This window comes from Kribbella sp. NPDC049174, from assembly GCF_043197365.1.
In the GTDB taxonomy this organism is placed as follows: Bacteria; Actinomycetota; Actinomycetes; order Propionibacteriales; family Kribbellaceae; genus Kribbella.
This window is the reverse complement of the sequence record NZ_JBICSZ010000023.1, coordinates 1-23371: the sequence shown is the minus strand read 5'-3', so window position 1 is coordinate 23371 and position 23371 is coordinate 1. Positions and strand designations below refer to the sequence as shown.

Below are 23371 nucleotides of genomic sequence, written 5' to 3'. Positions count from 1 at the left end.
CCGCGCGAGCCTTGACCTCGGGATCGATCCTCTTGCGCACGTCCTGCATCCTTCCAAACTCAGAAAGATGCGGCATCAAACCTGGGGCGCTTCAGCCCGACTCTCAAACCCACAGATGTTTCCTATGTCTTGAGACACCCGTTTCCTATGTGTTGAACCACAACATGTGATGTCTCAAGACATAGGCAACACCCGAACCCACGATTCGTGGTTCGGGTGTTGTCATTTGGGGTGTCGGCGGGCTGGTCCGGGCGGCCTGCCGGTGGATTGGTAGTCGCGGCTGGGGTCGAGGGTGAGTTCGCGGAGGAGTTCGCCGGTGGCGGCGTCGACCACGCGGCGGCGCACCAGATCCCCCAAACGAGGCTGAAGCCGCGCTTCAGCAGGTCTTGTAGGGCCGATCGCCGAAGTTCTCCCGCCACTCCGCTGCGGTCAGATCGCGCCCAGCCATCCGGCAGGCGGTGTCGACGGCGTGCTCCAGTCGGGTGTCCCAGTGATAGACGCCGTCGTCGTACGCGGCGACCGCGACAGTGTGGCCGTCTGGCAGGAAATCGGCGGTGACCATTTGCTGGTGGGGCGTCGCGATCGAGCCGAGCAACGCCGCGGTCTTGCCGTCGAAGAGACTCACGCCGGCGTCGAAGCCAGCCGAGACCAGCAGCGAACTGTCGGGCGAGAAGGCGATCCCGTTGACAAAGCCTTGATGGACGAGCTGCGGTGCCGCGATGTCCTTGCCGGTCGCTGGATCCACGATCAGCACCTCTCCCTTCTCACTGCCGACAGCCACCCGCGTCCCGTCCGGGGCGAATGCGACGATGCTGGGGACGCTCATCGAGAAGCCCCCACGCCGGACCACCCGGCCCGCCATCAGGTCGACCAACGCCCAACGATTGGAGTCAACGTCAAGCCGGTCGGAGATGTGGCGGCCTCCGATCACCACGAAGGCGGACCGATTGTCCGGGCTCGCCGACAGCCAGGCGACAGGACCACCAACCTGAACGGGCTTGCTGAGCTCGCGGAGCGTGGCTCCATCCAGCAGCCTGGCGAGGCCGGACTCGTCACCAACGACCAGGCGGCTGCCGTCCAGTCCGCTGTAGTCGAGATCCAGCACACTGGCGGCCGCCACCTTCCGGTTGGTCAGCAAGCGACCTGTCCGGGCATCCTCGACAAAGACCTTCCCGTTCGAATCGCCCATCGCGAACCTGTCTCCATCCGGGTGCCAGGTGCCGCAGGATCGTGTCGAGACGCCGATCTGGCTCGCATCGAAGCGGACGACCTTTCCGCTGGCGCTGTCGACAAAGCCTCCGGCGGCCGGACCCGGGTCCAAGTAGCCGGCATCGTAATCGAGAAGCCGGAAGTAGCGGCTCCCGCCGGGAGCTATAACGCGACATCCGGACTGGAAGTTCTGCGCGGTCCGCTGCCAGCTGACGTAGCGATGTCGCCCGGGCAGATCCCAGCTCCGGATGGCACCATCGCCTCCCGACGTGTAGAGCGTATGGTCATCCGGGCTGAACGCTGCCGTAAGAGTGCCACTGTCAGGGATCCGCATCTCCTCCAACGGCTTTCCGCTCGCGCTGTCCCACACCACGACGCGATAGTCGGCTCCGGTCGACACCAACCACTTGCCGGTATGGGAGAACCGCACATGACGGAGTTCGCTCGTGTGTTTGCTCAAACGATGCACAGGTGCTCCCGTCGACGCGTCGAGCACCAGCACATCGCTGTACTTGGCGCTGGAGGTGTCCTTGGCCTCCCACGCGAGTGCGAGTGACTTCCCGTCGGGACTGACGTCGGCGTCAACGAAGGCGAGATCGGCTCTCGACCAGAGCTGCTTGCCGGTGGCAACTTCGTAGGCGGCCACCGGCTTCGTCAGATAGAACCGATCGCCGGCCGGACTGAGTACGACATCCTGAACAGCTACGGCTGGAAGCGGCACGACCTTTCGCAAGGCGGGCGAAGCGCCAGGCGTGATGGTCCAGACGAACACTGCACCGCCGCTGAAGTCGCTGGTCGCGCCGTTGCCGTAGTACTGGATCATCGCTACGAGTGAGCGTCCGTCGTGGCTGTACCCGACGTGCGTCGCACGAGCAAGTGTCTTGGTGAAGCCCGGAAGCCGGCGGCCGGTCGGCTCGAGCGTCGTGGGATCGAGCAACAGGACTGGTTCCGTCGTTGGTGGCGGCGTCCCGACCGCGAGCTCCCGACCGCCAGGGCTGAGTGCCATCGGGCCCAGGAGGTCCAGGTGATGTGCTCCACCCGATCGGTTCGGCGGCTCGTACGAGGCGATGGGGTTTCCGGCGGTCAGGTCGTAGCTGAGTACATGGTTCGTCGCGGTGTAGATGAAGGCCTGGTGTCCATCCGCGCTGACCTCCAGGCCGTAGGAATTCACCCGTTTGGTCTCGAGGGACCTGATCAGCTGCGGGTGTTTCGCGAGCGCTGCGAGCAAGTTCGCTCGCGACTCGGGCGACGGGTTCATCCGGACCGCGGCCACCGCGAGGAGGAGTGAGGTGTCGATGTCGCTCTGTACGACGGCCTTCGCACCGGCCCGGCCGGCCGCGGCGATCGTCGCGGACTGTTCCGCTGCAGCCGCCTGGCGATCGGCTCGCTGTGCCTGGCCGGCCGCCAGGAAGCCGGCGATCAAGGCACCGACCAGCAGGGTGGCGGCCAGGGTGAGCGCGGCACGGAGCCGCTGGTTGATCCTGGCTTCATGCCTGGCCCGGTTCTCGGCCGCACGGAGTTCCGCATCTGCGAGCTGTCTGCTCGCGGTGAGGAAATCTTGTTCCGTCGCGGTCAGGTCGGGGGCCGCCTGGTCGCGCCACTGCCATGCCTTCGCGAGGCGGACGCCGCGGTACAGCTCGCTGTCCGGGCGGCCCAGGGAATCCCAGGAGTCGGCTACCTGGGTGAGGTGGTGGAGGATTTGCTGGCCTTCGAGGTCGTCGTCGAGCCAGCCGCGCAGTCGGGGCCAGGCTCGCGCGAGCGCCTCGTGCGCCAGTTCGACGACGCCGTCGTCGCTGGTGACCAGGCGGGCGCTGATCAGCAGGTTCACGAGCTGATCTGACTCCGGGCCGGTGACGACCGAACGCCGCGGCAGCCGGCTGCGCACGGGCTGACCGTCCGGCCCGGGCGTCACAAGACGCAACAGCAATGCCTTCAGCATCGGCCGTTGCTCCGGGGTGAGCTGTGCGTAGACCTGCTCCGCCGACTGCGCCACTGCGCCCTGGATGCCACCGGAGGCGCGGTAGCCCGCGACTGTCAGGGTCCGCCCTTCTCGGCGTTGCCAGGTCTCGGCCAGGGCGTGGGACAGCAGCGGCAAGGCACCTGGCCGGCCCGCAGCCTCAGCCACCAGCAGGTCGACCAGTCCTGGTTCGACGATCAGGGAGGCGAGTCGCGCGGGCTCGGTGATCGCTGCTCGGAGCTCTGCTTCAGACATACCGGTGAGCAGATGCAGCCCCTCTTCCATGGCATGGGCAAAGCCCGGATGAGAGGAGATGTCTGCGAGCCGGTCGGCTCGGAACGCCAGGATCAGGGCCGCACCGGTAGCGTGCTCGGTCAACCGGGCCAAGAAGGCCCGCCGCTCGCCTTCGTCCTGGCACAGCGAGAAGACCTCCTCGCACTGATCGACGACCAGAGTCGGCCGCGGCCCAACGCCCGGCATCGCGGCAGTGAGCGCCGTCATCGGATGGAGCCCTGGCGTGATCGCCACGACATGGCCGCCGTCGGCACGCAACGCTGCGGCGACGCCTGCTCGGATCAGTGAGGACTTGCCACAACCGGACGGACCGGCGACAGCGAGGATCGAATGATCGGACAGCTTCCGCAATCCGGCAGCGACCTCGGTGTCCCGGCCGAAGAACAGTTCGGCGTCGTCCACGTCGTACGGCCTCAGCCCCTGGTACGGACAGGCCGCGCTCGGTTCCGGCAGGGCGCTCGGACTCGACAGCGCCGGATCCTGGCGCAGGATCGCCTGCTCGAGCGCGTCGATCTCCGGGCTCGGGTCGAGCCCGAGCTCGTTGTCGAGGACCACACGCAGCCGTCGCAGAGTCTCCAGCGCCTCTCCCTGCCGGCCGGCCTGGTACTGCGCTGTCGCGAGCAGGGCCCATCTCCGCTCGCGCAGCGGCGCCTCCGCGGTCAGGGCCTTGGCCTGGCTCAGGACCCCGTCATGGCCACCGGACCGCAGCGCGGACTCGATGTACAACTCCTCTGCGAGCTGCCGTAGTTCGGTCAGCCGGGCCAGCTCGATCCGGGCGCTGTCCCACTCCGCGATCTCCTCGAACGGCCTGCCGCGCCAGAGCGTCAGTACGTCGGCCAGCACGACCGCCGCGCGTTCTGCCTCGCCGGCCGCCAGCAGCGCACCAGCCCGTCCGACCGCACGCTCGAAGCGCTGACTATCGATCTGGTCGTGCGGGATGGTCAGCCGGTAACCGTCCGGTGACGTCTCGATCGAATGGCTGCCGAGCAACTTCCGAAGCCGGACCACACAGCCCTGGATCACCTTGACCGCCGAGGCGGGCGGTCGTTCTCCCCACAGCGCGTCAGCGAGCACCCCAGCGCTGACAACCTCTCCCGGATGCACTGCGAGTGCGGCCAGGACGACGCGATCGCGTGGTGCGAGGTTCGTCCACTCCCCATCGATGGTTAGTGGGCCGAGTACGGCGATAACCACGCTTTCGACAGTCCACCACTCTCAGGCACCCGTCAAGGCGACTGATACCGCGCTGATACCGCTGTCCACCGCCCCGATACCGCCGCGCGCGACAACAGTGCCAACACCTCGAGGCGCATCTGGATCGTCGACCACGGAGGTCCCGCCGACAGAGGAGAGGAAGCCATGACCAACGCCGCACGCACCACGAAGCAGTCCATGACCACCCGGCTCGCCCGGTTGGCCGCAGGCGCCGCAGTCAGCGTCGCCTTCATGACAACCGCCGCGCCGGCGATGGCGCAATATGCACCCGAGCCGGGTGACGTGGACGTCGAGCGACCGCTGGATTCGCCCCTTGCGCCCCCGGCCGCGGCCGCGCAGCCGGAATCCGCTGTCGACGTGAGTTCAGCCGCGCTCGGTGCATTGGGCGGCATCGCGCTGGGTGGCGCAGGTCTAGGGATCACGCTCGGCATGCAGCGCCGCCGCGACCACTCGACGGCGCATCCCGCCTGATCGCCGACGACGTACCGGGATCCGTGCTCTCGGGCTCTGGCGAGGACGGCGCCCCAGCACCGCCCGCAGCCGGGGCCCTTGATCTGAAGGAGTCAAACTCGGCAGTCTTGGGTTGTACCGTTGGGGGCGTTGGGCATTCTGTGCAGCTTGGCTCAGCGTGGCCGCCGGCGGCTCCGTGGAACGGTTTGTGGAACGAACTGGCGGGTAACAGAGTTGCTGGAGTCGATCAGATTCGAACTCATGACGGCCTGTGAGGCTCAAGCCCCTGCCGAAGCCGTCCGGCGGCCTTCCAATCCGTTGGTTGCAGCACGAAATCAGATGGCGCCTGTGCGAAGAGGCCGAACTGCCGGCGACCAACGACCTTGTTCGCCAACCGTCCAGTCACACCAGGTTCCTCAACCTAGGCGTACCTCGACCCTAATCGGCCGGACGGATCGGTGAGGTTCGATGTCGGTCTGTCTGCATCGTGACCCGTCAGGTATGGAGCCCAGTAGCCTGGGAAGCTGTGACGACGAGTGTCGAGTTCACCGAGCTCACCGGGACGTACCGCCGCGAGTTGCTCGCGCATTGCTACCGCATGCTCGGTTCGATCGACGAGGCCGAGGACGTGGTGCAGGAGACCTACCTGCGGGCGTGGCGGTCGTACGACGGCTTCGAGGGCCGGTCATCGGCGCGTACGTGGCTGTATCGCATCGCCACGAATGCCTGCCTGACCGCGATCGAGCGCAGTGGCCGTCGGCCGCTGCCATCGGGTCTCGGCGCACCGAGCACCGACCCGGACGTGCCGTTGGTGGCCGGACCCGAGGTGGCGTGGCTTCAGCCGTGCCCGGACGTTCTGCTCGGCGACCTGCCGGACGACCCCGCGGCGGTGGCGATGTCGCGGGCGGGGATCCGGCTTGCGTTCGTCGCCGCGTTGCAACATCTCTCGGCCCGGTCCCGCGCCGTACTGATCCTGCGCGATGTCCTGCAGTGGTCGGCTGCCGAGGTTGCCGAGTTGCTGGGGACGACCCCGACCGCCGTGCACAGCGCGCTGCGGCGGGCTCGTGCCGACGTGGCCCGCTCGGCGCCGGCCGTCGACGACATCGCCGAGCCGGGCGAGGCGGAGCGGCGTGGACTCGTCGAGCGGTTCGCGGCAGCGATCGAGCGCGCGGACGCCTCCGCGGTGGCCGAGCTGCTCCGCGTGGACGCCGTCCTGGAGATGCCGCCGCTGCTCACCTGGTTCGCCGGCCGCGATCCGGTGACCCGCTTCCTCGGCGCCAACCTGCTGCTCGAGCCCGGTGGCCTGCGTACCGTCCGGACCCGGGCCAACGATCAGGACGCGCTGGGCGTGTACTCACGCGGTCCCGATGGCGTCCACCACGCGCACGCGGTGATCGTGCTGACCGTCTCTCCCGCCGGCATCACGCGCATGGTCGCGTTCCAAGATCCCGGCCTGTTCCCGGCGTTCGGACTGCCGTCCGAATAGAACTTTCGCTTCGCGCGACGAATCGGCGGACCGGCGCGGGTCTGTCTGTGTAGGCCATCCGACGGACGGGCGGCCGCACCGCAGACGGAGGACGCAATGCGCAAGCTCATCGCCGCCATGAAGATGTCGCTCGACGCGAAGGTGGAGGGCCCGGACGGTACCGCCGACTGGGTCGAGGCCTGGTCGGAGGACTACGGCCTGACGCCGCAGATCGACGCCTGCCTGCTCGGCGGAGGCATGTACCCCGGCTACGAGTCGTACTGGACCGCGATCCAGACCAAGCCGGAGACGCCGGCGTGGCTCACCAGCGAGCCGCCGACGCCGGCCGAGCGGGAGTGGGCCGACTTCATCAACCAGACGCCCCACTACGTGCTGTCCAGCACCCTGAAGGCCACGTCGTGGCCGAATACGACCTTCCTGCGTTCGGTCGACGACGTGGCCGCACTCAAGCAGCAGCCGGGCAAGGACATCTACCTTGTCGGTGGAGCGCGCATCACCGCCTCCCTGATCGACGCAGGCCTGGTCGACGAGCTGCGGCTGATCACGTACCCGCTCGTCGCCGGCACGAACAGCACCGCGCTGTTCGCGACCTCACCAAGACGCAGTGCCGAGCTGCTCGAGGTACGGCAGCTCGACCGTGGCAAGGTCGCGCTGACCTACCGATTCGCCTCATGACAGGTCCGGACAACAGCCAGGTGGTCGCCGAGTTCCGCGCAAACGGCGGCCGGCTGGGCGGGCCCCTGGCCGGAACGCCCGTCCTGCTCCTGCACCACGTCGGGGCGCGAACCGGCACGCGGCGGGTCACGCCCTTGGTGTACTCCTGCCATCCTGGCGACCGCGTGGTCGTAGTCGCGTCCAACGGAGGCGAGCCGAACGATCCCGCCTGGCTGCACAATCTGCGAACTCATCCGGACGCCGCAATCGAGATCGGCACCGACATCGTTGCGGTGCACGCGGCAGAAGCAGGCGGGGTCGAGCGCGACGAGCTCTGGCAGGACGTGGTGGCCCGCTACCCAGATGCCGGACGGTTCGGCTCGCGGACAGACCGTCCGATCCCGCTGGTCGTCTTGCGGCGAACCCCAGCACCCGCCGCGGCGGCTCTCCCGTAGTGGTCGGCGGTTGCCTTTGACAACGGTAAGCCGATCATGCCTTGGCTGGCTGTCAGCTAGAGGCACCAGGAGGATTGGCGGCTGGTCAAATCTGGTCGTTCGCCCGTGTGCTTGCCGGTGAGCTAGCTCGGCTTCCTAAGCGCAGGATCGGGTGATTGCCTGGGCTGCGTCGCGATCGTTCGCGGTGATCGGCAGCGCATACTTGCGGGCGACCTGCAGGTACCGCAGGACGTAGGTGCATCGGTAGTTGCGGTTGAGGGGCATCCACTCGCCAGGCCCGCTGTCGTTCTTGGAGGCGTTGGCTGGTCCATCGACAGCCAGCAGGTTCGCGGCCTGGTCGTTGGCGAAGTCGATGCGCCGCCGCAGGGGCCATCGGGCCGCGCCCATCTCCCACGCCCGGGCGAGCGGATACAGGTGGTCGACCTGCACCTTGTTCGCGGCGGCCTTGCGGAACTCGATCCGGCGCCCGGTGTAAGGCTCTGCGGGAAGGCTGCCGGCGATGACGACGCATCTGGAGCGACCGCGGTACTGCACCGCGGTCAGTTGGGCCGCGAGTATGTCGTTGCGGGTGTCGCAGCCGTTGTGGCCGCCACGGCCTGCGTGGTCGTCGGTCCAGGTCTGCCCGAACTGGTCTCGCTTGTATCCAGGCACGTCGGGCCGGGCGGCGATGACGCGGATCTGGCGGAGTTCGGTAGAGATCAGCTTGGCCGTGCCGGTCGCTGGCTGAACGGTGACAGGACTGCTCGCGGCTGTGGTTCGAAGCGGTGGCTTCGACTCGGCCGGGTCGGCGCCAGCTACTGGGTAGGCGCACCCGGTAGCTGCAACGCCGAGCACGATCAGGGCGGCAAGGAGGACGCGCATCACGCGACCTTAAGGTACCGCTGAGATCTCGCCCGCCTCACGTCATGGCTCAGCCTCATCTCAGTTGCTGCGACTGGGCGCGCTGGGCTAACGCTCAGCAGTTCAGCGTAGGAACACGCTGGGAACCAAGAGGGGTCGATTCGAGTCACTGGAGTCAAAATCGACCGAACTGGAGTTGGCTGGCTACGCGTGGAGGGGTCTATGTCGGTGGGGTGCATCGGTTTCCTAAACCGTCCGTCGGTCACCTGAGTTGCGCCAGGCTGCTGTACGCGCGACACGAAACGTCCGCGAGCACGGATAGTCGACCACGCCAGCGCCTAAGCGTCTCACTGGGAACCCCGTGGCGGTGCTCGTCTCCTGCCCTCGAGGCGGTTGTGGTGTGATCTCGCGTAGCTGAGCGGTAGATCACTGAGCGCGGGCTCGACGGGTTCAACCCCGTGAGCGACCCAGAATCCGAGCGTCGGAGGCGCCCTGTGGGTGGTGAAGGCGAGGAACCGTGTTTCGCGCTTGGTGGTCGCCGTGACTGCTTCGCATCGGTTCTTCGTTCGGACTCGGTGCTCGGCGAGGTCCAGCAGTTCACGCGCTTGATCTTGGTCATTCCCGTGGTCGCGGATGTCGTTGAGAGAAACGGCGGAGCCGTCAATGCGGCTGGTGGCTGGTCCTCCGGCCGCGGAAGGCCGCCAAGTGATGTGCCAGACGGTTGGTCTGATCGTCCGGGCGGTTCGTGAGGTGGGTGAAATCTAGGCAGCCGTACCCAGTGCTTTCGTCCTGTGTGTCGGGCAGACTGATCAATGTGGGTCGGCGTGTTTTTCCATGGCCGAGAGCGGCGGTCTTGGCGTTGTTCTTAGGAACCGCCGGGCTTGTGCTGTGGCGCTCGAGCACGGCCGTGTTGACGGAGTGGCTGGCCCTCACTGGCGTGAGTGTTGCTGCGTTAGTGGGCTGGGTGATTAAGGGCATCAGGCAGTGGCACTCGGGCAGCGACGCCGCCGAAACTCGGCAGTTAGCGGTGGCCGCCGCAGATCTCGCCATGACGGTCCGTGTCACGTGGAGCAGGGAGGCGGTTCATCGCGGGTTGATCTCACCGCTGCCTGTGGCGGTGAGGATTAGATCCGCGGATGCGCGTATCGCAGCGCACCCTGCTCAATGGCTCGGGGCCGATTTGGCAGGTCCAGAGGCAACGCTGCCGCCGGCGCAGTTGGGCGGAACGGCCGCCGACATTGCCGACGTGTACGCTCGCGTGTCTACCGGTCGATTAGTGATCATCGGTGCGCCCGGTGGCGGCAAGACCGGCGCGGCCTTGCTGTTGTTACTCGCCTTGTCGGATCTGCCACGCGCGGTCAGTCGGATACCGGTGTGGTTCGCGTTGGGTTCATGGGATCCTGTCGCGAAGACAGGCGAGGGCTGGATGGCAGACCAGCTCGTCACTACCTATGGAACCCCGCGGGCCGTTGCTCGCGACCTCGTCGGGACTGGATACATCTTGCCGATCCTCGACGGCTTGGATGAGATCCCGGATGTCCACCGCTCGGCCGCCATGGTGCGTCTCCGCACGCTTGATGGCGGGCCGATGGTCTTGACTTGCCGTACCAAGGAGTACACGCAGGCGGTCGCTGCACGAGTCCTCGACGGCGCGGCAGTCGTTGAGGTGGTTCCGGTGGATCCGGCCACGGCGGTGGCCTATCTGACCCGCTCCGGTAGCGCCGACACCGCCCGCTGGGACGATGTCGCGAGGGCGCTGAACGCCGATCCCCCGAGCCCTTGTCGTGAAGCGCTGAACACACCTCTCATGCTGTCGCTGGCCCGCATCGTGTACCAGGCCCGGGACTCCGACCCGAGTGAACTGACCGCCCACGCAACGGCTGTACAGGTGGAGAATCAGCTACTCGACGGACTCGTGCCGGCGGTCTACGGGCGCGACCCGGCCGACACCACTGCAGAAGACGCCCGCCGGTGGCTGTCTTACCTCGCCGAGAATCTACATGTTCTCGGACCGGTCGGGATCGCTTGGTGGCGGCTGCCCCTGTGCTTGCCCAGCGGGCTACGTCGCATGACCGCCGGACTGGCGTGGGGGGTCTCCGCCTTCATCTGCGCGCTGAGTTCGGCCCTAATACTGGCCATATACTGGACGAGGATGCAATCATTCGTGGTCAGCCTCGGCGTCGGCCTGACAGCGGCGCTCGTCGGCGCGGCGGTCGCTTCTGCGCCGACTACCCCGTCCCAATGGCGCAAGCCCGGAATTCGGGATATCGCCCGTGGACTCAAGGCAGGACTTGCCGCAGGCCTGACAGTCGGGGCCGCGGGCGGCCTCGTCGTCGGACTCGCAACGGGCTTCCTCGACGGACTCCGCGATGGATTCAGAGCCGGATTCACAGATGCAACTGACGTGATGCTTGGCGCCGCAGCAGCCATCGGCATCCTCGCTGCGCTCGCATTCGGATTCACGGTGGCCTTTTCTCGCCAGCAGCGGAACGCGGTGTCTCCAGTCTCGGCTTTCAGGGCCGACGTTAAGGCTAGCCTTATGGCTTGGCTTGCAACCACGCTCGCGATTGCGGTGCCTATCTTCCTCCTACAACCTGCGTACCTAATACCTGAGTCTGAATACGTTGCGCAGCCACCTGAATCTGAAGACGTGCCGCTGCAGGGTCCCCCACACTACTGGTTCTGGGTGTCTCTTGGTGCCCTCGTGTTGGGGTTTCTCGGCGGCCTGGTCAGTTTCTTGTGGTTCTTGGTTCAGAGGAGTGCGGTCGTGCGGTATCGAATGGCCGTTGAGATAATCGCTTGGCGATCACAACTTCCTCGGCGACCCCTGCGATTTCTTGAGGACGCTTATAGGCGGGGTGTGGTGCGGCAAGCTGGAATGGTGTATGAGTTCCGTCACGCCCGCCTGGCTGATCGGCTATGCCAGCCATCGTCCTAGTGTCGTGAGTCGTTAATTCGTGTGCAGTAGGCGGCGAGGGTGTCGAGGATCTGGTCGGCGGTCTTGGTCCAGACGAAGGGTTTGGGGTCGGCGTTCCATTCGTTGATCCAGCCGCGGACGTCGGCTTCGAGTTCGGTGATGCTGCGGTGGGCGGAACGGCGCAGTTTGCGGTTGGTGAGTTCGGCGAACCAGCGCTCGACCAGGTTCAGCCACGACGAGCTGGTTGGGGTGAAGTGCAGGTGGAACCGGGGGTGGCGGATCAGCCATTCCTTCACCTTGGGGGTCTTGTGGGTGGCGTAGTTGTCCAGCACCAGGTGCAGGTCCAGGTCTTTCGGGACGGCGGCGTCGATCAGCTTCAGGAACCGCAGGAACTCCTGATGGCGGTGGCGGCGGTAGTGCTGGGCGATCACCGACCCGCTGGACAGGTCGAGGGCGGCGAACAGGCTGGTGGTGCCGTGCCGGACGTAGTCGTGGGTCATCCGCGCCGGCGTCGTTGGCATGATCGGCAAGATCGGCGCGGTCCGGTCGATCGCCTGCATCTGGCCTTTCTCGTCCACCGCCAGCACCAACGCGTTCTCCGGCGGACTCATATACAACCCGACGACATCGCGGACCTTGTCCACGAACAACGGATCCGTCGACAGCTTCCACGTCTCGACCGCGTGCGGCTTCAACCCGAACGCCCGCCAGATCCGCGAGATCGCCGACTGCGACATGCCAGTGCTCGCGGCCATCGACCGGGTCGACCAGTGCGTGTCCTCGCCCGGTGTGGACTCCAGCGTCTCGGTGATCACCTGCTCGATCTCATCGTCGGTGATCGTCCGCGGCCGACCCGGCCGCGGCTCATCCGACAACCCGTCCAGCCGATCGGCCAGGAACCGCGAACGCCACTTCGACACCGTCGCCCGCGACACACCGAGCCGCTCAGCAACCGCACCGATCGTGCTGCCGTCCTCGGCACACCGCAACACGATCCGAGCCCGCAACGCCAACGCCTGCGACGTTCTCCGCCGCCGCGCCCAGCCAGCCAGCACCAACCGCTCCTCGTCGGACAACACCACAGGATCAACCTTCGGACTCGGCACCACCGCAGTCTACCGAGTGGAAACGAATTTCCGACTCACGACACTAGGAACCAGGAAGGGGTGGCCTGGTGAGTTCAATTGGTCTGGGCGAAGCGATCAAGGCGCTCCGCGACGAGTTGACCGAGGCGAAGGGCGCAGGGGAGGGATCGTGGATGCGATTCCAGGTGAGCCCTGTGGAATTGGAATTGCAGGTCGTCGTTACAAAGGACGCGAACGGCAAAATTGGGTGGAAGGTCGTGGAGGCCGGGGCGGCCTTTGAGTCCGCGAGAACTCAGCGAGTCACTCTGATCTTGACGCCGCAATGGTGGAATCCGACGAAGGGGCAGTATTCCGCCGATTGGCTGGTGTCCGGTCTAATGCCTGCAGCGGAAGGCGACCCAATGCAGTCGGCGTCTCCTGGAGAGCTGCCAGAGACAGATTCCGCGCCGGAGGACGAGAAGTAGCCTTGCTCGTGCGGCATCGTGGGGTGGAAATTTGTTTGCCAAGCAGGTCCCATTGGAGCGCGTCGTCGCGGTCGTCGCACGACTGCCAGACGGGCGATGTCGTTGGGGGTCCGGGTATCTCGTTACATCTGATCTGGTGCTGACTGCGTGGCACTGTACAGTCGATGATCCGATTACCGGGAGAGCTGTACCGCTGACGGTGCGGCGTTGGGTGGGAGATAGCTGGCAGACCGCTGGTGTCGCAGCGGTTGTGGCGTCGCGAAGCTCTGAGCTGATCCACGGAGGTTGGGGACTTGACGTAGCGTTGCTCACGCTACGTGACGCGCCGTGGGCGGATGCCAACTGGAAGCCCCCGCCGGTTGCGCGCGTGGATCGCAGTCAGTCAGGGGAACTCGTCCCGTGCGTCGGGATTGGCTTTCCCATGTACATGCTGGAACCCGATGGGGATGTGGTTTCGGCCGAGGTGCGCGGCTTTGTCCGCCAGGCCGAAGGTGAAGGAGCAAAGGCAAACTATCTCTACCTGCGCGACGAGAAGGTGGGCGACGTGCAGTCGCTGCCACAGGTCAGCGCGGACCAGATCACTGACCAATCCCCGTGGGGTGGCCTATCCGGCGCGCTTGTCTTCTACGAGGGGCGTGTACTAGGTCATGTTGTCCAACACCGTCCTCATCTCGGCAACAATCCGCTCGTTGTGGTGCCGATCGAGAGAGTGGCCGGCGCGACCGGCGAGCGAGCAAGGCACATAGCAACCCTGCTCGGCCTCAGCGCTGTGAATGACTTGCCGTGGGCAACCGGAGCGGTGGAGGAGTTGGCAGGCTTGGTTGATCTGCTAGGTCCGAATGGTGACTTGCCGCTCGTCAAGAACCTGACTCCCTACCAGTTGGGTGCCGACCCTAGCGAATACGGTGACACCGAAAGCCACGGTCACCACGACCCGTACCTAGCCCGCACTGCTGACCATGTCGATGAACGTCTCAGCGAGGCTCTTGCCGACCCGAAGCGGTTGGTCATACTGGTCGGACCTTCAAAGGCAGGCAAGACCCGTACCGCGTTCCAGGGCCTGCGCACGGAGTGGCCGCACGCCCATCTGGCAAAGCCGGACCCAGCTCGCTTGGCGGATCTGCTCGAGCACCCTCGAATCTCAGCGACAGACTGGCCGTTGGTGTTGTGGCTCGATGACCTGCAGCGGTATCTCGTCGGTGACAAGGCGTTGACGCCAGCTCGGCTTGCTGCCCTCTTCACCCGGCAGGGGCCGACGGTCGTGCTTGCCACGCTTCGTCAGGAGGAGCGAGCGCGGCTCAATGAACACGCCGACCTGACCCCAGGAACACGGCAGTTGCTCAATGACGCCGCGCCGGCGACGATCACCCTACGTCCGACAAGTGCGGATCCCTTCGAGCAAGCGGCCGCACACATCGCCTATCCCGACGTGGATCTGAATCGGTACGGCTTGGCCGAGCAGTTGGCCGGGGCACCTGAACTACTACGCCAATACACCGACGCGCTTCCGCCGTTGCGCGCCGTACTCGAGACAGCAATCGACTGGCAGCGTATCGGCATGCCTCACCCTATTGGGGAACCTGACCTCAAGGTCCTTGCTCGACGGCGGTTGATCGGCATGGTCAGCTACATGAATCCCTCCGACGAGGAACTTCTCGCAGCGATCGAGCAGGCCCGCACGCCTCCGAAGGACCCAGATGGGCGCACCACGGGACAACTCGCCGCGCTCGATGTACAGCGGCCGACCGAAAGTGCCTGGCATTACGTCCCTTATCCGTACCTGGTGGCTCATGACGATGGCCAGGGCGGTCACTCTCGGGCCATCTCTGACGACTTCTGGAGGCAAGGACTGGCTCTCGCTGATGCAGACTCCGCTGACGGCGTCGGTAGTGCCGCCTACTACCGCGGTAGGTCTGACGTTGCCCGCGAGGCTCTGACCATTGCCGCGGTAGCTGGAAACGACCACTCAATGCGTAACCTCGGCTGGCTGTTCGCTAACGAAACTGACCCACCAGATTTTGACGCGGCCCAGAAATGGCTTAAGAAAGCCGCCGCCCTCGGCAACAACTCCGCAATGCGGACGATGGGAATCATCCTCTCAACCAAGCTCGACCCGCCGGATCTGGACGGCGCTCAGGAGTGGTACCGCGAAGCCATCGACAGCGGGAACACCGACGCCATGCGCAACCTCGGTATCCTGCTGGCCAACCGGCTCGACCCGCCGGATCTCGACGGCGCTCAGGAGTGGTACCGCAAAGCCATCGACACCGGGAACACCGACGCCATGGTCAACCTTGGCGCCCTACTGTCTCGTCTGGGAGACCGAGCAGGCACGGAGGGCGCATGGCATCGAGCCCTCGATGCTCAGAATGTCTTCCCTGAAAACACATGTCTGGCGGCATTCGGCCTTGCGGCGCTAGCCGCGTTTGACGCCGATTTCGAGCAGGCGCGGGCGCTCCTAGAGCTCGCGACGGCCAGCGGTGCGGCGATCGCAGTCCAGTGCGCGGACATACTGAGCGCGGACGGCACCACGAGGGATCTGGCACGTCAACTGCTCGTCGCTCGAGAGGACGATACTGACGCCTTGAACTTCCTAGGCCTATCCGCACGCTCCAGCGGCCAGTTGGCTGCTGGCATTGCGTTCTGGACGAAGTCAGCCGCTGCCGGCGACAGCGTCGCACCTCTCTTGTTGCACTTGGCGGCCCCAACAAGCGATCCGCGCCAGTGAAAGCGGTGCCGAGCACTACACGCGCTGGCGGGCGTGAAGGTGGTGTAAGGAAGTCAGCGACTCGGCTGAACATTCCGGCAGTTAGACACCAGGCACGTCCGTTGCCAGTCGCGCGTGCTCGGGGCCACCTCGCGCACCATCACGCAGTTGCCCTGGCCCTTGGGCCGGTCGTAGGTGAAGCCCTCGCGCTCGTACATCGTGCGGGTGCCGTTGTAGAGGAACGACGAGTTCTTCTTCCGAACCCCGCCGGTGTCGTGCGGGTAGCCCTCGACCACGCCGCCGCCGGCCTGCGCGATCAGCTCGACGGCTCCGCGCAGGGCGATCGCCGCCAGGCCGTGACCGCGAAGGCCACGCTCGACCAGGATGCAGGTGACCCGGTAGTCGGGCAGTCGCTCGGCAGTGGCGACGTACTCCTTGCGATGTTGGATGTTGGGCAGCTCCTCGGGTGAGCCGTACTCCGCCCAGGCGACGGCCCGGTCGCCGTCGTAGACCAGGGCCGCGTGCGCGATCCCGTCGGCCACCAGACGTTGCTTGAGCGTCCGGTTCCCCTCGGCGCTCTGGCCCTTCTCCGCGCAGTCGGGATGGAAATGCGTGCACCAGCAGCTGGCGAACATGCCCTTGTTCCGCTCGACGAGAGCCGCGAAGTCGTCGAACGTCTCCGGCGTGAGCGCCTTGATCATGAAGTCGGACATGCCAGCAACGTACCCCCCGATTCCGGACGTTCTGCGTCCGGTAGCTGAGCTGTTAGGGCAGCGTACGCGCCGTCGCGGCCGAGGAGCACGGCCGGCGTGCCAAGCTCGACGACCCGACCCGACCCGACCCGCCTCGATCGGGCGTCGTCTCGAAAGATCCGTCCGAACGGCTTTCCGGGACGGGGACCCGTTGCTAAGCGGGTTCTTGAGTGTGACCTGGTTTTCCGAATCGGGGCACACGGACCGGCACGCTCATCGGCTACTTGTTGGCTGGCTCCCTCAGGTGGTCGCCAGTCGTCTAGCCTGTCGCACATCAGGTGACGGAATTGTGTCGCGCATCTGTCGGCGGATCACAGGTACGTAGAGCGCGGGCACGTCAAGGCGCAAGGTTGGGCCGGCGAGCTGTCGCAGCTGTCGCAGCTGTGCCGCTTCTACGAGACAGGTTGGGCCGGCTGGCCACATGTCGAGCTTGAACTGACGACCTTCTCATGACGAGGAGGACCTACAGCATCGCATCCGCTCTCTACCAGCGTTTTTGCTACCGCGGCCGCGCGCAGCGAGCGCGAGATTCCCCATGCGTATCCGTCGTTTCGTGCCACGAGTCATGCCACGGCGGTGATCAGCTGCCGTTCCGGCGGAGTGAGCCCCGGCCGTGGATAGATGTCGCCATTCGCGAACTCGACCACGTAGCGCCGCAGGTCAACGGCGATGTCGCTCAGGCTGTCGATGAATTCGGTCGCGCGATCCCCGGAGACAGCGCGCAGCGTCAAGCCTCGATGACTGGGGTCTGCTGTTCGGTTTGCATTGGAGCGCGCTCCAACCTCTAGCGTCGCGGCCATGAACACAACACAAGACAGCACGACCTGGATCATCACAGGCGCTAGCCCGGGCCTCGGATTGGCGCTGGCCGAGGCCGCCCTGAACGCCGGAGAGCGGGTCGTCGGTACCGCGCGGCATGTCGAAAGGTTCGACGCGCTCAAGGCTCGGTACGGGGATCAGCTTCTGGCGATCGAACACGACGTCCGGAACACGTCCACGGCCGCCGAGGTCGTACAGCGCGCGCTGGACGCGTTCGGGCGGGTCGACGTACTGGTCAACAACGCCGGTGCCGGGCAGGTCGGCGCCGCAGAGGAAGTCACGGACGCCGAGCTGCGAGACATGCTCGACCAGCACCTGTTCGGCCCCGCCGCCTACGTCCGAGCGGTCCTCCCGCACATGCGGCAGAACCGCTCGGGGGCGATCGTGCAGATGAGCAGCCAGGGAGGACGGATGTCGTTCCCCGCCGTCGGCAGCTACTCAGCCGGCAAGTTCGCCCTCGAAGGCTGGTCCGAAGCCCTCTCGGGCGAGGTCAAACCGTTCGGCATCCGCGTGCTGATCGTCGAACCCAGCCGCTTCCGCACCGGATTCAACGCATCCGACGTACTCAACACCGCAGAGCAGGACGCAACGTACGACGAGGTCATCGGCGCAGTGCGCGCCAACATGGCCGACGCCGACGGCATCCAGGAAGGTGACCCGGACCGGGCTGCACTCGCGATCCGCGACATGCTCGGCACCCCCGATGCGCCACTGCGGTTGCCGCTCGGGGCCGAAGCCGTCCGCAACCTCACCCGCGTCTACCAACGCGACCTCGACGACGTCCGCAAGTGGGCCGCCGTCAGCGAAGCAGCCGACTTCCCCGGCCTGCCCCCGGCCGCGCGCGCCTTCTGACCATCCAACGCATCCTGGCGCAGTTCGCCGAACACGGCTCCAGAGAGTGGCCTCTGACCGGCGGGTTCTTGCGGAGCCGCCTGTCGGAATCGAACCGACCTACTCACTACGAGAAGGAACGTCGGCGTCGCATCTGCTCTCTACCAGCGATTTTGGCAACACGGTTGCCCGCAGCGGGCGCTGGATTCCCCAGGAGTATCCGACGTTTTGTGCCACGAGTGATGCCACCCGGCGGACGGCATATCGATGCGCATCGCCGTACGTACCTGACTGATCCAGCGCCGCACTGATCCAGCTCGGCAACAAGCTGCAAGTCCCTGGATCGGCGGCTCGGCCTGTGGTTACCGTGCCGGGATGAACGATGCCCACAGCAACCGTCATACGTCGGGCGCCGGGACCAATGGGCTACCCGTCCACCACACCCCGCCTGCTTCGCTAGCTGGCCCGCCACTTGCACAGGCCGTCCAGCCTGCTGGCCGTCCGATGCCGACGATCCAGCGACCGCTTTCGATCTCTCCTCCCCAGAGTCCTCAACTGCCGCGGTTCATCCGGGAAGTGACGTCGTAAGCGTGGGTCGAGTTGGCGTTTGCTCCGCCATGGTTGTGGTGGTGACTCTCGATTCAGTTCCTCGGCGTACCGAACCGCGCCCCGTACTGGGTCGGTCTCGCGGTCTGGGTCCTGTCCGCTGTTGTGGTCATCGCTCACCCGCGCGTAGAGGACTTGCTCGCCCGGAAGGTGCTGCCGCCCCGGCACTTGGAGGCGGTCCTCGCGCGCGAGTTGGCACACCGCCTGGCGATCCCGCGGATGCCGCTGCTCTTGTACTGGCTCACCCTGCCCGCTCGCCTGATGGGTCAGGTGATCTGTTCGGCCTCCGGCATCGCGTGCTGTCGGTCCTGGTCAAGGTCGTGATCGGGTTCCTGCTGATCGGCGTGCTGGGCGTGTGGGTCTTCCTCGGCTTCAACCACTACGTGGTCTTCATGCTGTCGCCCTTCCCCGCGCCGCTCGTCGTCCCGTGGGCCGCGCGCGTTCAGGAGAAGCTCGCCGATCAGGCCGCTGCGGACCTCGGGTACGGCGCGCTCCTGGCGGAGGTCTTCACCGGCCGCGAGTACGAACGCGCACAGTCGTGGGCAACCGCGCCCCGTCAGGGTCTCAAGGCCACCAGCCGCTCGACACGGCCCGGCTGCGTGCTCTGGAACGCCGCCTGGCTACGACACCGCACAACCACGGCCAACCGGACTAAGCCCAGCTCGAGGCGCCTGTGGATGACTCCATCCTGGGCACGGCCTCAGGGTGCATCCTGTTGTAGCGACCTCCGAGTGCTGGCCCCCGGCGCAGCACACCCGTCATGCCACCGCTCATCCCCGGTTCCGGGCGAGTAAGTCGGAAGGCCACCCGGAGGTCCCTGTCTGCTTGAGCCGACCAAAAACACGGCTGGAAACCGTCGGCGCTCCGCAGGTCCGCCGCTCGGTTGTGACGGCGATCTCCGCGTTGCTACCGCGCGAACACCTGCCTTCCAGCAGGGCCAGATCGTCGCCCCGGAGGACACACCTGAGGCTTAGTGTTCCGCTCGACTTGGGCCTGACGTCGATGGCCTGCCCGGCAACCGCCCGCGTCCGGGTTGGGCGAGACGTACCGACATGCCGATGACAGTGCGCACCTGCGGAGGCCCACCGAATCTCCTGGCAGGGGTTGTCGGATCCGGAACGTAGTGTTCGCAGGACAGGTGAATGGTGGCCAGTCGAGGGCGCCACAGGACAAGACAAGGAGTCAGGCGATGACGCGTCCGCGGTGCCTATGTCACACGAATCCGTCGCACTCAACTCGGGAGGCGTCGTGAAGCTCCTTCTCACATCCGGAGGCGTTACGAACGAGAGCATCCGCGATGCGCTGGTCGATCTGCTGGGCAAGCCGATCTCCGAGTCCCGTGCGCTCTGCATCCCCACGGCGCAGTGGGGCCACCCGATGTTGGGGCCCGCCTCGGTGCGAAGCTTCGTCGCCGGCGAGCCTCCGTGGCACATGATGACCAGCCTGGGCTGGGCGTCCTTGGGCGTCCTGGAGCTCACCGCGCTGCCCAGCATCGGCGAGGAGCGGTGGGTGCCGTGGGTCCGAGAGGCCGACGTGCTGCTGGTGGACGGCGGCGACACGACGTACCTGTGCCACTGGATGCGGCAGTCAGGGCTGTCGGACGTCATCTCGTCGCTACCCGAGACGGTCTGGGTAGGGATGAGTGCCGGCAGCATGGTGATGACACCGCGGATCGGTGACGACTTCGTCAACTGGCCGTCTGCCCTGGACGACCGCACGCTCGGGGTCGTCGACTTCTCGATCTACCCGCACCTGGACCACGAGCAGATGCCGCAGAACACCATGGCCAATGCGGAGAGATGGGCCGCCGACATCGCAGGTCCGGCATACGCCATCGACGACCAGACCGCCATCAAGGTGACCGACGGCACCGTCGAGGTCATCTCCGAAGGACACTGGAAGACCTTCCCCGCATAGCCGCCGACTGCTACCGGAGTGTCCCAGCGCCCCTCCCGTGCGTCGTGCTGGGTCACGCCGCCGACCGACGGCATAGCCTGACCGCTCATGCCGCGTTGGGCGCGCGGCGTACGGCGGACGGCGATGCCGGACGATCAGCCCCAGCGTCGCCGAGTCTGGCTTTGAGGTAGACCTTCTACGTCGTGCAGGCGGTGCGTGCTGTCTGCCACCACAACGCGGTAGACATCTCCGTTCGAGCGGATGGAGGATGACACCTCGTCGTACGGCGCCTCCCGAGGAGTTCTTCGTGCGTCCTCTCATTCTGCGCCACAGCCTGTCGCTCGACGGCTACGCTGCACCGCCGTCGGGCGTGGCTGAGGACTTCTTCCTGGAGTACGACGAGGACGAGGAGTTCGTCGCGCACATGGCCGACGTGCTCGGTAGTGCGGGTGTGCACGCGATGGGTGCCCGGACGTACCGGGACATGGCGGGGCACTGGCCCTTCCAGGACGGGCCCGAGGCCGATGCGATGAACAGGATCCCGAAGGTCGTCTTCTCCCGTCGGCCGATCGACACTCCCTGGGCGACGACGACGGTCTGCTCCGGCGACCTTGCCACCGAGGTCGCCGGTCTGAAGGCGCGGGACGGCGGCCCGATCCTCGCGCACGGCGGCGTACGTTTCGCGCAGGCGCTCGTGCGCGCCGACCTCGTCGACGAATACCACCTCTTGATCAACCCCGTCGCCCACGGCGACGGCAGCCCGCTGTTCACCGACTTCACGAAGCTGAAGCTGGTCGACGTGAAGTCGTTCCCGAGAGGCAACCTCGCACTGACCTACACGCGTCCGGACACGCCCGCGTCCTGAGCGGCGAAGACAGCGCCAGTGACGCAGATCAGTTCGTCGCTTCGCGGACGTCCTTTCCCTGCTCGGCGAACGCCTTGAAGTCCTGCATGTGCTGTTGCGACTGCTTGCGGAAGGCGCCGGGCATCAGAAGTCCCACCAGCTTCATCAGAAGGCCGCTGAACCGGTATTCGTTCTCGCTCTCCCAGAGCGTCGTTTCCGGGCTGGCTTCGGTCAGCCGGTCGCGCACGGCGCTCCACATGCCCTCGCCGACGATCTCGCGGTCGAAGTGAACGACGCTCGTTTGCTGGATCTCGCGCAGGTCTGCCGGCTCCCGGCGTGTGATGGTCTCGGTGCCCTCGATCTTCCGCTGGCCCATCTGCATCACGACCCGCGACTTGGTGCCTAGCTGCCCGTGCTCCCCACTCAGCGGCTCGTGCAGCACCAGGCCCCGCAGCCATTTCGGCAGGTGTGCCGGGTCGGCGAGCAGCTGGACCACCTCCTCCCGCGGCAGGGCGATTTCGATGGAGACGGTGTATTTGATGGGCGCATCATTCTTTTCCTTCCAGGTGTGAAACAACGGCGCGCTCTTCGGATGCCAATCCGACGATGATCCAGGGACCGAAGGTTCGGACTGCTGCACGATCCGGTGACTACGCCGTGAGGCGATCCGCTTCGGCCAGCAGCAGATCGCCGAAGGGCTGAAAGCCGATACTGCAGGCGTAGACGCCGCTGACGACTCGGTGGATGGTTCCCCATTCCCAGATGGCGGTGGCATCCACGCCCGTGCGAGAAGCCAGCTGCTCAGTCCGCGCCCAGAGGTCATCGCCGAGGTCCGGGTTGCAACGCACGATGGTGCCGAGATCGCACGCCGGTTCGGCCCGCAGCCCGGCTGGATCGATGAGCTTGTAGCTGCCGTCACTCGCCTGCAGGGCGTTCATCTCGTGGATATCACCGTGGACCAGAACCGCGGACCGATCGTCGTGGGCAAGGCGACGACGATTCATGCAATCCAGCGCGTCCGCCACAGTGGCCGGCGAACACGGTCGCCCCGCCTGCTCCCAGAGTCTTGGCAGCCGATCGGCGTACTGCTCAGCCAGCTTCGCGCCGGTTGGAAGGTCAATGTCGGGACCGATCGGACGCCACAGGCGAACCGCCACTTCGGACAGCAAGTTGTGGCGGCTTGCAGGGTCGGCCACGATGTCGTACATCGGAGCCCCAAGGCGCTCCAGCAGAAGGGCTTGTCGACTCAGGTCTTCGCTCAACAGCTTGGCGCATCCCCCTCCGTTCGCCAAGCGCAACACCATGGCCTCCTGCCCGACGTCCCGACCTGGCACACCGATCTTGAGGACCGCCGGAGTTCCGTCTACCAGCGTCACCTCGACGGCCAGGGCGGCGTGACCGCCCGCGAAGCTGGGACCGATCATCAGAGACCACTCCTGGGCCAGCGAGTCGACCACGCCTGGCAGCTCGTCCAGCCATGATTCGTTCCCGTCGGCTATGACCGTCTTGCGGACCTGGTCGGGAATGTCGAGGCTCACACCGCCAGCCTAAAGCGAGCGAACACGTCAGTCGTGATCGTCGCGCGGTGTGCGAACGCCCGACCCACCGGTGGACCAAAGTGTTGGATTGAGAGCAGTCTGGTCTCGAATGGAGATCCCGCCGTGAACGATGACCCGAACGACAAACAGGCAGGCCACACCGGTGCCGGTGTAGCCAGTGCACCCAAGCCGTCTGGTGCGTGGTACCGCAACGCTGTGATCGTGGGCCTGGCTGCGGCAGCGGTCACGGCGGTGATCGGGCCTTACCCCCGGTTCGTGGACACGGGTGGTGGATTACGCCGCTGACGGGAGCGTAGCGGGGTAGAGGGCTTCGTAGGTGTTCGGGGACAGG

At 66.1% G+C, this 23371-nt stretch carries 18 protein-coding genes; 11 read left to right on the top strand and 7 right to left on the bottom strand.

What is annotated here, in order from left to right; translation table 11 throughout:
• Positions 1 to 376: 376 nt before the first annotated feature.
• Positions 377 to 4654, bottom strand: a complete 4278-nt coding sequence (locus ACGFIF_RS44155; RefSeq protein ID WP_393163919.1) for a BTAD domain-containing putative transcriptional regulator — start codon at positions 4652 to 4654, stop codon at positions 377 to 379.
• A gap of 165 nt (positions 4655 to 4819) precedes the next feature.
• On the opposite strand from ACGFIF_RS44155, the gene ACGFIF_RS44150 reads away from it, so the two are divergent.
• The 4 genes from ACGFIF_RS44150 (at position 4820) to ACGFIF_RS44135 (ending at position 7720) form a co-directional block, all read left to right on the top strand.
• Positions 4820 to 5146, top strand: a complete 327-nt coding sequence (locus tag ACGFIF_RS44150; protein ID WP_393163917.1) for a hypothetical protein — start codon at positions 4820 to 4822, stop codon at positions 5144 to 5146.
• A 505-nt stretch (positions 5147 to 5651) separates the two neighbouring features.
• Positions 5652 to 6611: a sigma-70 family RNA polymerase sigma factor gene (locus ACGFIF_RS44145; RefSeq protein WP_393163915.1), complete on the top strand. Its 960-nt coding sequence runs from the start codon at positions 5652 to 5654 to the stop codon at positions 6609 to 6611.
• Between the two features lie 96 nt (positions 6612 to 6707).
• Positions 6708 to 7286 carry a dihydrofolate reductase family protein gene (locus ACGFIF_RS44140; protein WP_393163913.1) on the top strand — a complete coding sequence of 193 codons (579 nt, stop codon included), beginning with the start codon at positions 6708 to 6710 and terminating at the stop codon, positions 7284 to 7286.
• A complete protein-coding gene (locus ACGFIF_RS44135) occupies positions 7283 to 7720 on the top strand; it encodes a nitroreductase family deazaflavin-dependent oxidoreductase (RefSeq protein WP_393163911.1) in 438 nt (145 codons plus the stop codon). The genes ACGFIF_RS44140 and ACGFIF_RS44135 overlap by 4 nt, the downstream gene beginning before the upstream one ends.
• Before the next feature lie 135 nt (positions 7721 to 7855).
• Here ACGFIF_RS44135 and ACGFIF_RS44130 read toward each other — a convergent pair whose 3' ends face one another.
• On the bottom strand, positions 7856 to 8581 hold the full coding sequence (locus ACGFIF_RS44130) for an HNH endonuclease family protein (protein ID WP_393163909.1): 726 nt from the start codon (positions 8579 to 8581) through the stop codon (positions 7856 to 7858).
• A gap of 832 nt (positions 8582 to 9413) precedes the next feature.
• Here ACGFIF_RS44130 and ACGFIF_RS44125 point away from each other — a divergent pair.
• Positions 9414 to 11498: an NACHT domain-containing protein gene (locus ACGFIF_RS44125; protein WP_393163908.1), complete on the top strand. Its 2085-nt coding sequence runs from the start codon at positions 9414 to 9416 to the stop codon at positions 11496 to 11498.
• Here ACGFIF_RS44125 and ACGFIF_RS44120 read toward each other — a convergent pair.
• Positions 11495 to 12583 carry an IS630 family transposase gene (locus ACGFIF_RS44120; protein ID WP_393163906.1) on the bottom strand — a complete coding sequence of 363 codons (1089 nt, stop codon included), beginning with the start codon at positions 12581 to 12583 and terminating at the stop codon, positions 11495 to 11497. The genes ACGFIF_RS44125 and ACGFIF_RS44120 overlap by 4 nt on opposite strands.
• 68 nt (positions 12584 to 12651) lie before the next feature.
• On the opposite strand from ACGFIF_RS44120, the gene ACGFIF_RS44115 reads away from it, so the two are divergent.
• Together ACGFIF_RS44115 and ACGFIF_RS44110 are read left to right on the top strand one after the other, a co-directional pair.
• A complete protein-coding gene (locus ACGFIF_RS44115; RefSeq protein WP_393163904.1) occupies positions 12652 to 13026 on the top strand; it encodes a trypco2 family protein in 375 nt (124 codons plus the stop codon).
• Positions 13027 to 13447: 421 nt separating this feature from the next.
• Positions 13448 to 15754 carry a hypothetical protein gene (locus ACGFIF_RS44110; protein WP_393163902.1) on the top strand — a complete coding sequence of 769 codons (2307 nt, stop codon included), beginning with the start codon at positions 13448 to 13450 and terminating at the stop codon, positions 15752 to 15754.
• Between the two features lie 53 nt (positions 15755 to 15807).
• Here the strand turns inward: ACGFIF_RS44110 and ACGFIF_RS44105 are convergent, their stop codons facing one another.
• Together ACGFIF_RS44105 and ACGFIF_RS44100 are read right to left on the bottom strand one after the other, a co-directional pair.
• Complete coding sequence (locus ACGFIF_RS44105; protein WP_393163900.1) at positions 15808 to 16446, bottom strand: GNAT family N-acetyltransferase; 639 nt, start codon at positions 16444 to 16446, stop codon at positions 15808 to 15810.
• Positions 16447 to 17048: 602 nt separating this feature from the next.
• Entirely contained in the window at positions 17049 to 17216 is a 168-nt protein-coding gene (locus ACGFIF_RS44100) for a hypothetical protein (protein ID WP_393163898.1), read from the bottom strand.
• Between the two features lie 67 nt (positions 17217 to 17283).
• Here ACGFIF_RS44100 and ACGFIF_RS44095 point away from each other — a divergent pair, with 67 nt between their 5' ends.
• The 4 genes from ACGFIF_RS44095 to ACGFIF_RS44080 all read left to right on the top strand — a co-directional run bounded on the left by ACGFIF_RS44095 (position 17284) and on the right by ACGFIF_RS44080 (position 21502).
• Complete coding sequence (locus tag ACGFIF_RS44095; protein ID WP_393163896.1) at positions 17284 to 18156, top strand: SDR family NAD(P)-dependent oxidoreductase; 873 nt, start codon at positions 17284 to 17286, stop codon at positions 18154 to 18156.
• Between the two features lie 881 nt (positions 18157 to 19037).
• Entirely contained in the window at positions 19038 to 19535 is a 498-nt protein-coding gene (locus ACGFIF_RS44090) for a hypothetical protein (protein WP_393163895.1), read from the top strand.
• Positions 19536 to 19989: 454 nt separating this feature from the next.
• The gene (locus ACGFIF_RS44085; RefSeq protein ID WP_393163893.1) at positions 19990 to 20658 is read left to right on the top strand and encodes a Type 1 glutamine amidotransferase-like domain-containing protein; all 669 of its coding nucleotides are present in this window, start codon (positions 19990 to 19992) and stop codon (positions 20656 to 20658) included.
• Between the two features lie 286 nt (positions 20659 to 20944).
• Positions 20945 to 21502: a dihydrofolate reductase family protein gene (locus ACGFIF_RS44080; protein WP_393163891.1), complete on the top strand. Its 558-nt coding sequence runs from the start codon at positions 20945 to 20947 to the stop codon at positions 21500 to 21502.
• Positions 21503 to 21530: 28 nt separating this feature from the next.
• On the opposite strand, the gene ACGFIF_RS44075 is transcribed toward ACGFIF_RS44080, so the two are convergent.
• Together ACGFIF_RS44075 and ACGFIF_RS44070 are read right to left on the bottom strand one after the other, a co-directional pair.
• A complete protein-coding gene (locus tag ACGFIF_RS44075; RefSeq protein WP_393163889.1) occupies positions 21531 to 22121 on the bottom strand; it encodes an SRPBCC family protein in 591 nt (196 codons plus the stop codon).
• A gap of 10 nt (positions 22122 to 22131) precedes the next feature.
• Positions 22132 to 23019 (bottom strand): aminoglycoside phosphotransferase family protein, encoded by an 888-nt coding sequence (locus ACGFIF_RS44070; protein ID WP_393163887.1) that lies wholly within the window; start codon positions 23017 to 23019, stop codon positions 22132 to 22134.
• Between the last annotated feature and the right edge of the window lie 352 nt (positions 23020 to 23371).

Coding starts and splice junctions, on each gene's coding strand:
- ACGFIF_RS44130 (WP_393163909.1), bottom strand. CDS start 8,581: ATGCGCGTCCTCCTTGCCGCCCTGATCGTGCTCGGCGTTGCAGCTACC.
- ACGFIF_RS44150 (WP_393163917.1), top strand. CDS start 4,820: ATGACCAACGCCGCACGCACCACGAAGCAGTCCATGACCACCCGGCTC.
- ACGFIF_RS44105 (WP_393163900.1), bottom strand. CDS start 16,446: ATGTCCGACTTCATGATCAAGGCGCTCACGCCGGAGACGTTCGACGAC.
- ACGFIF_RS44095 (WP_393163896.1), top strand. CDS start 17,284: ATGAACACAACACAAGACAGCACGACCTGGATCATCACAGGCGCTAGC.
- ACGFIF_RS44110 (WP_393163902.1), top strand. CDS start 13,448: ATGTACATGCTGGAACCCGATGGGGATGTGGTTTCGGCCGAGGTGCGC.
- ACGFIF_RS44140 (WP_393163913.1), top strand. CDS start 6,708: ATGCGCAAGCTCATCGCCGCCATGAAGATGTCGCTCGACGCGAAGGTG.
- ACGFIF_RS44135 (WP_393163911.1), top strand. CDS start 7,283: ATGACAGGTCCGGACAACAGCCAGGTGGTCGCCGAGTTCCGCGCAAAC.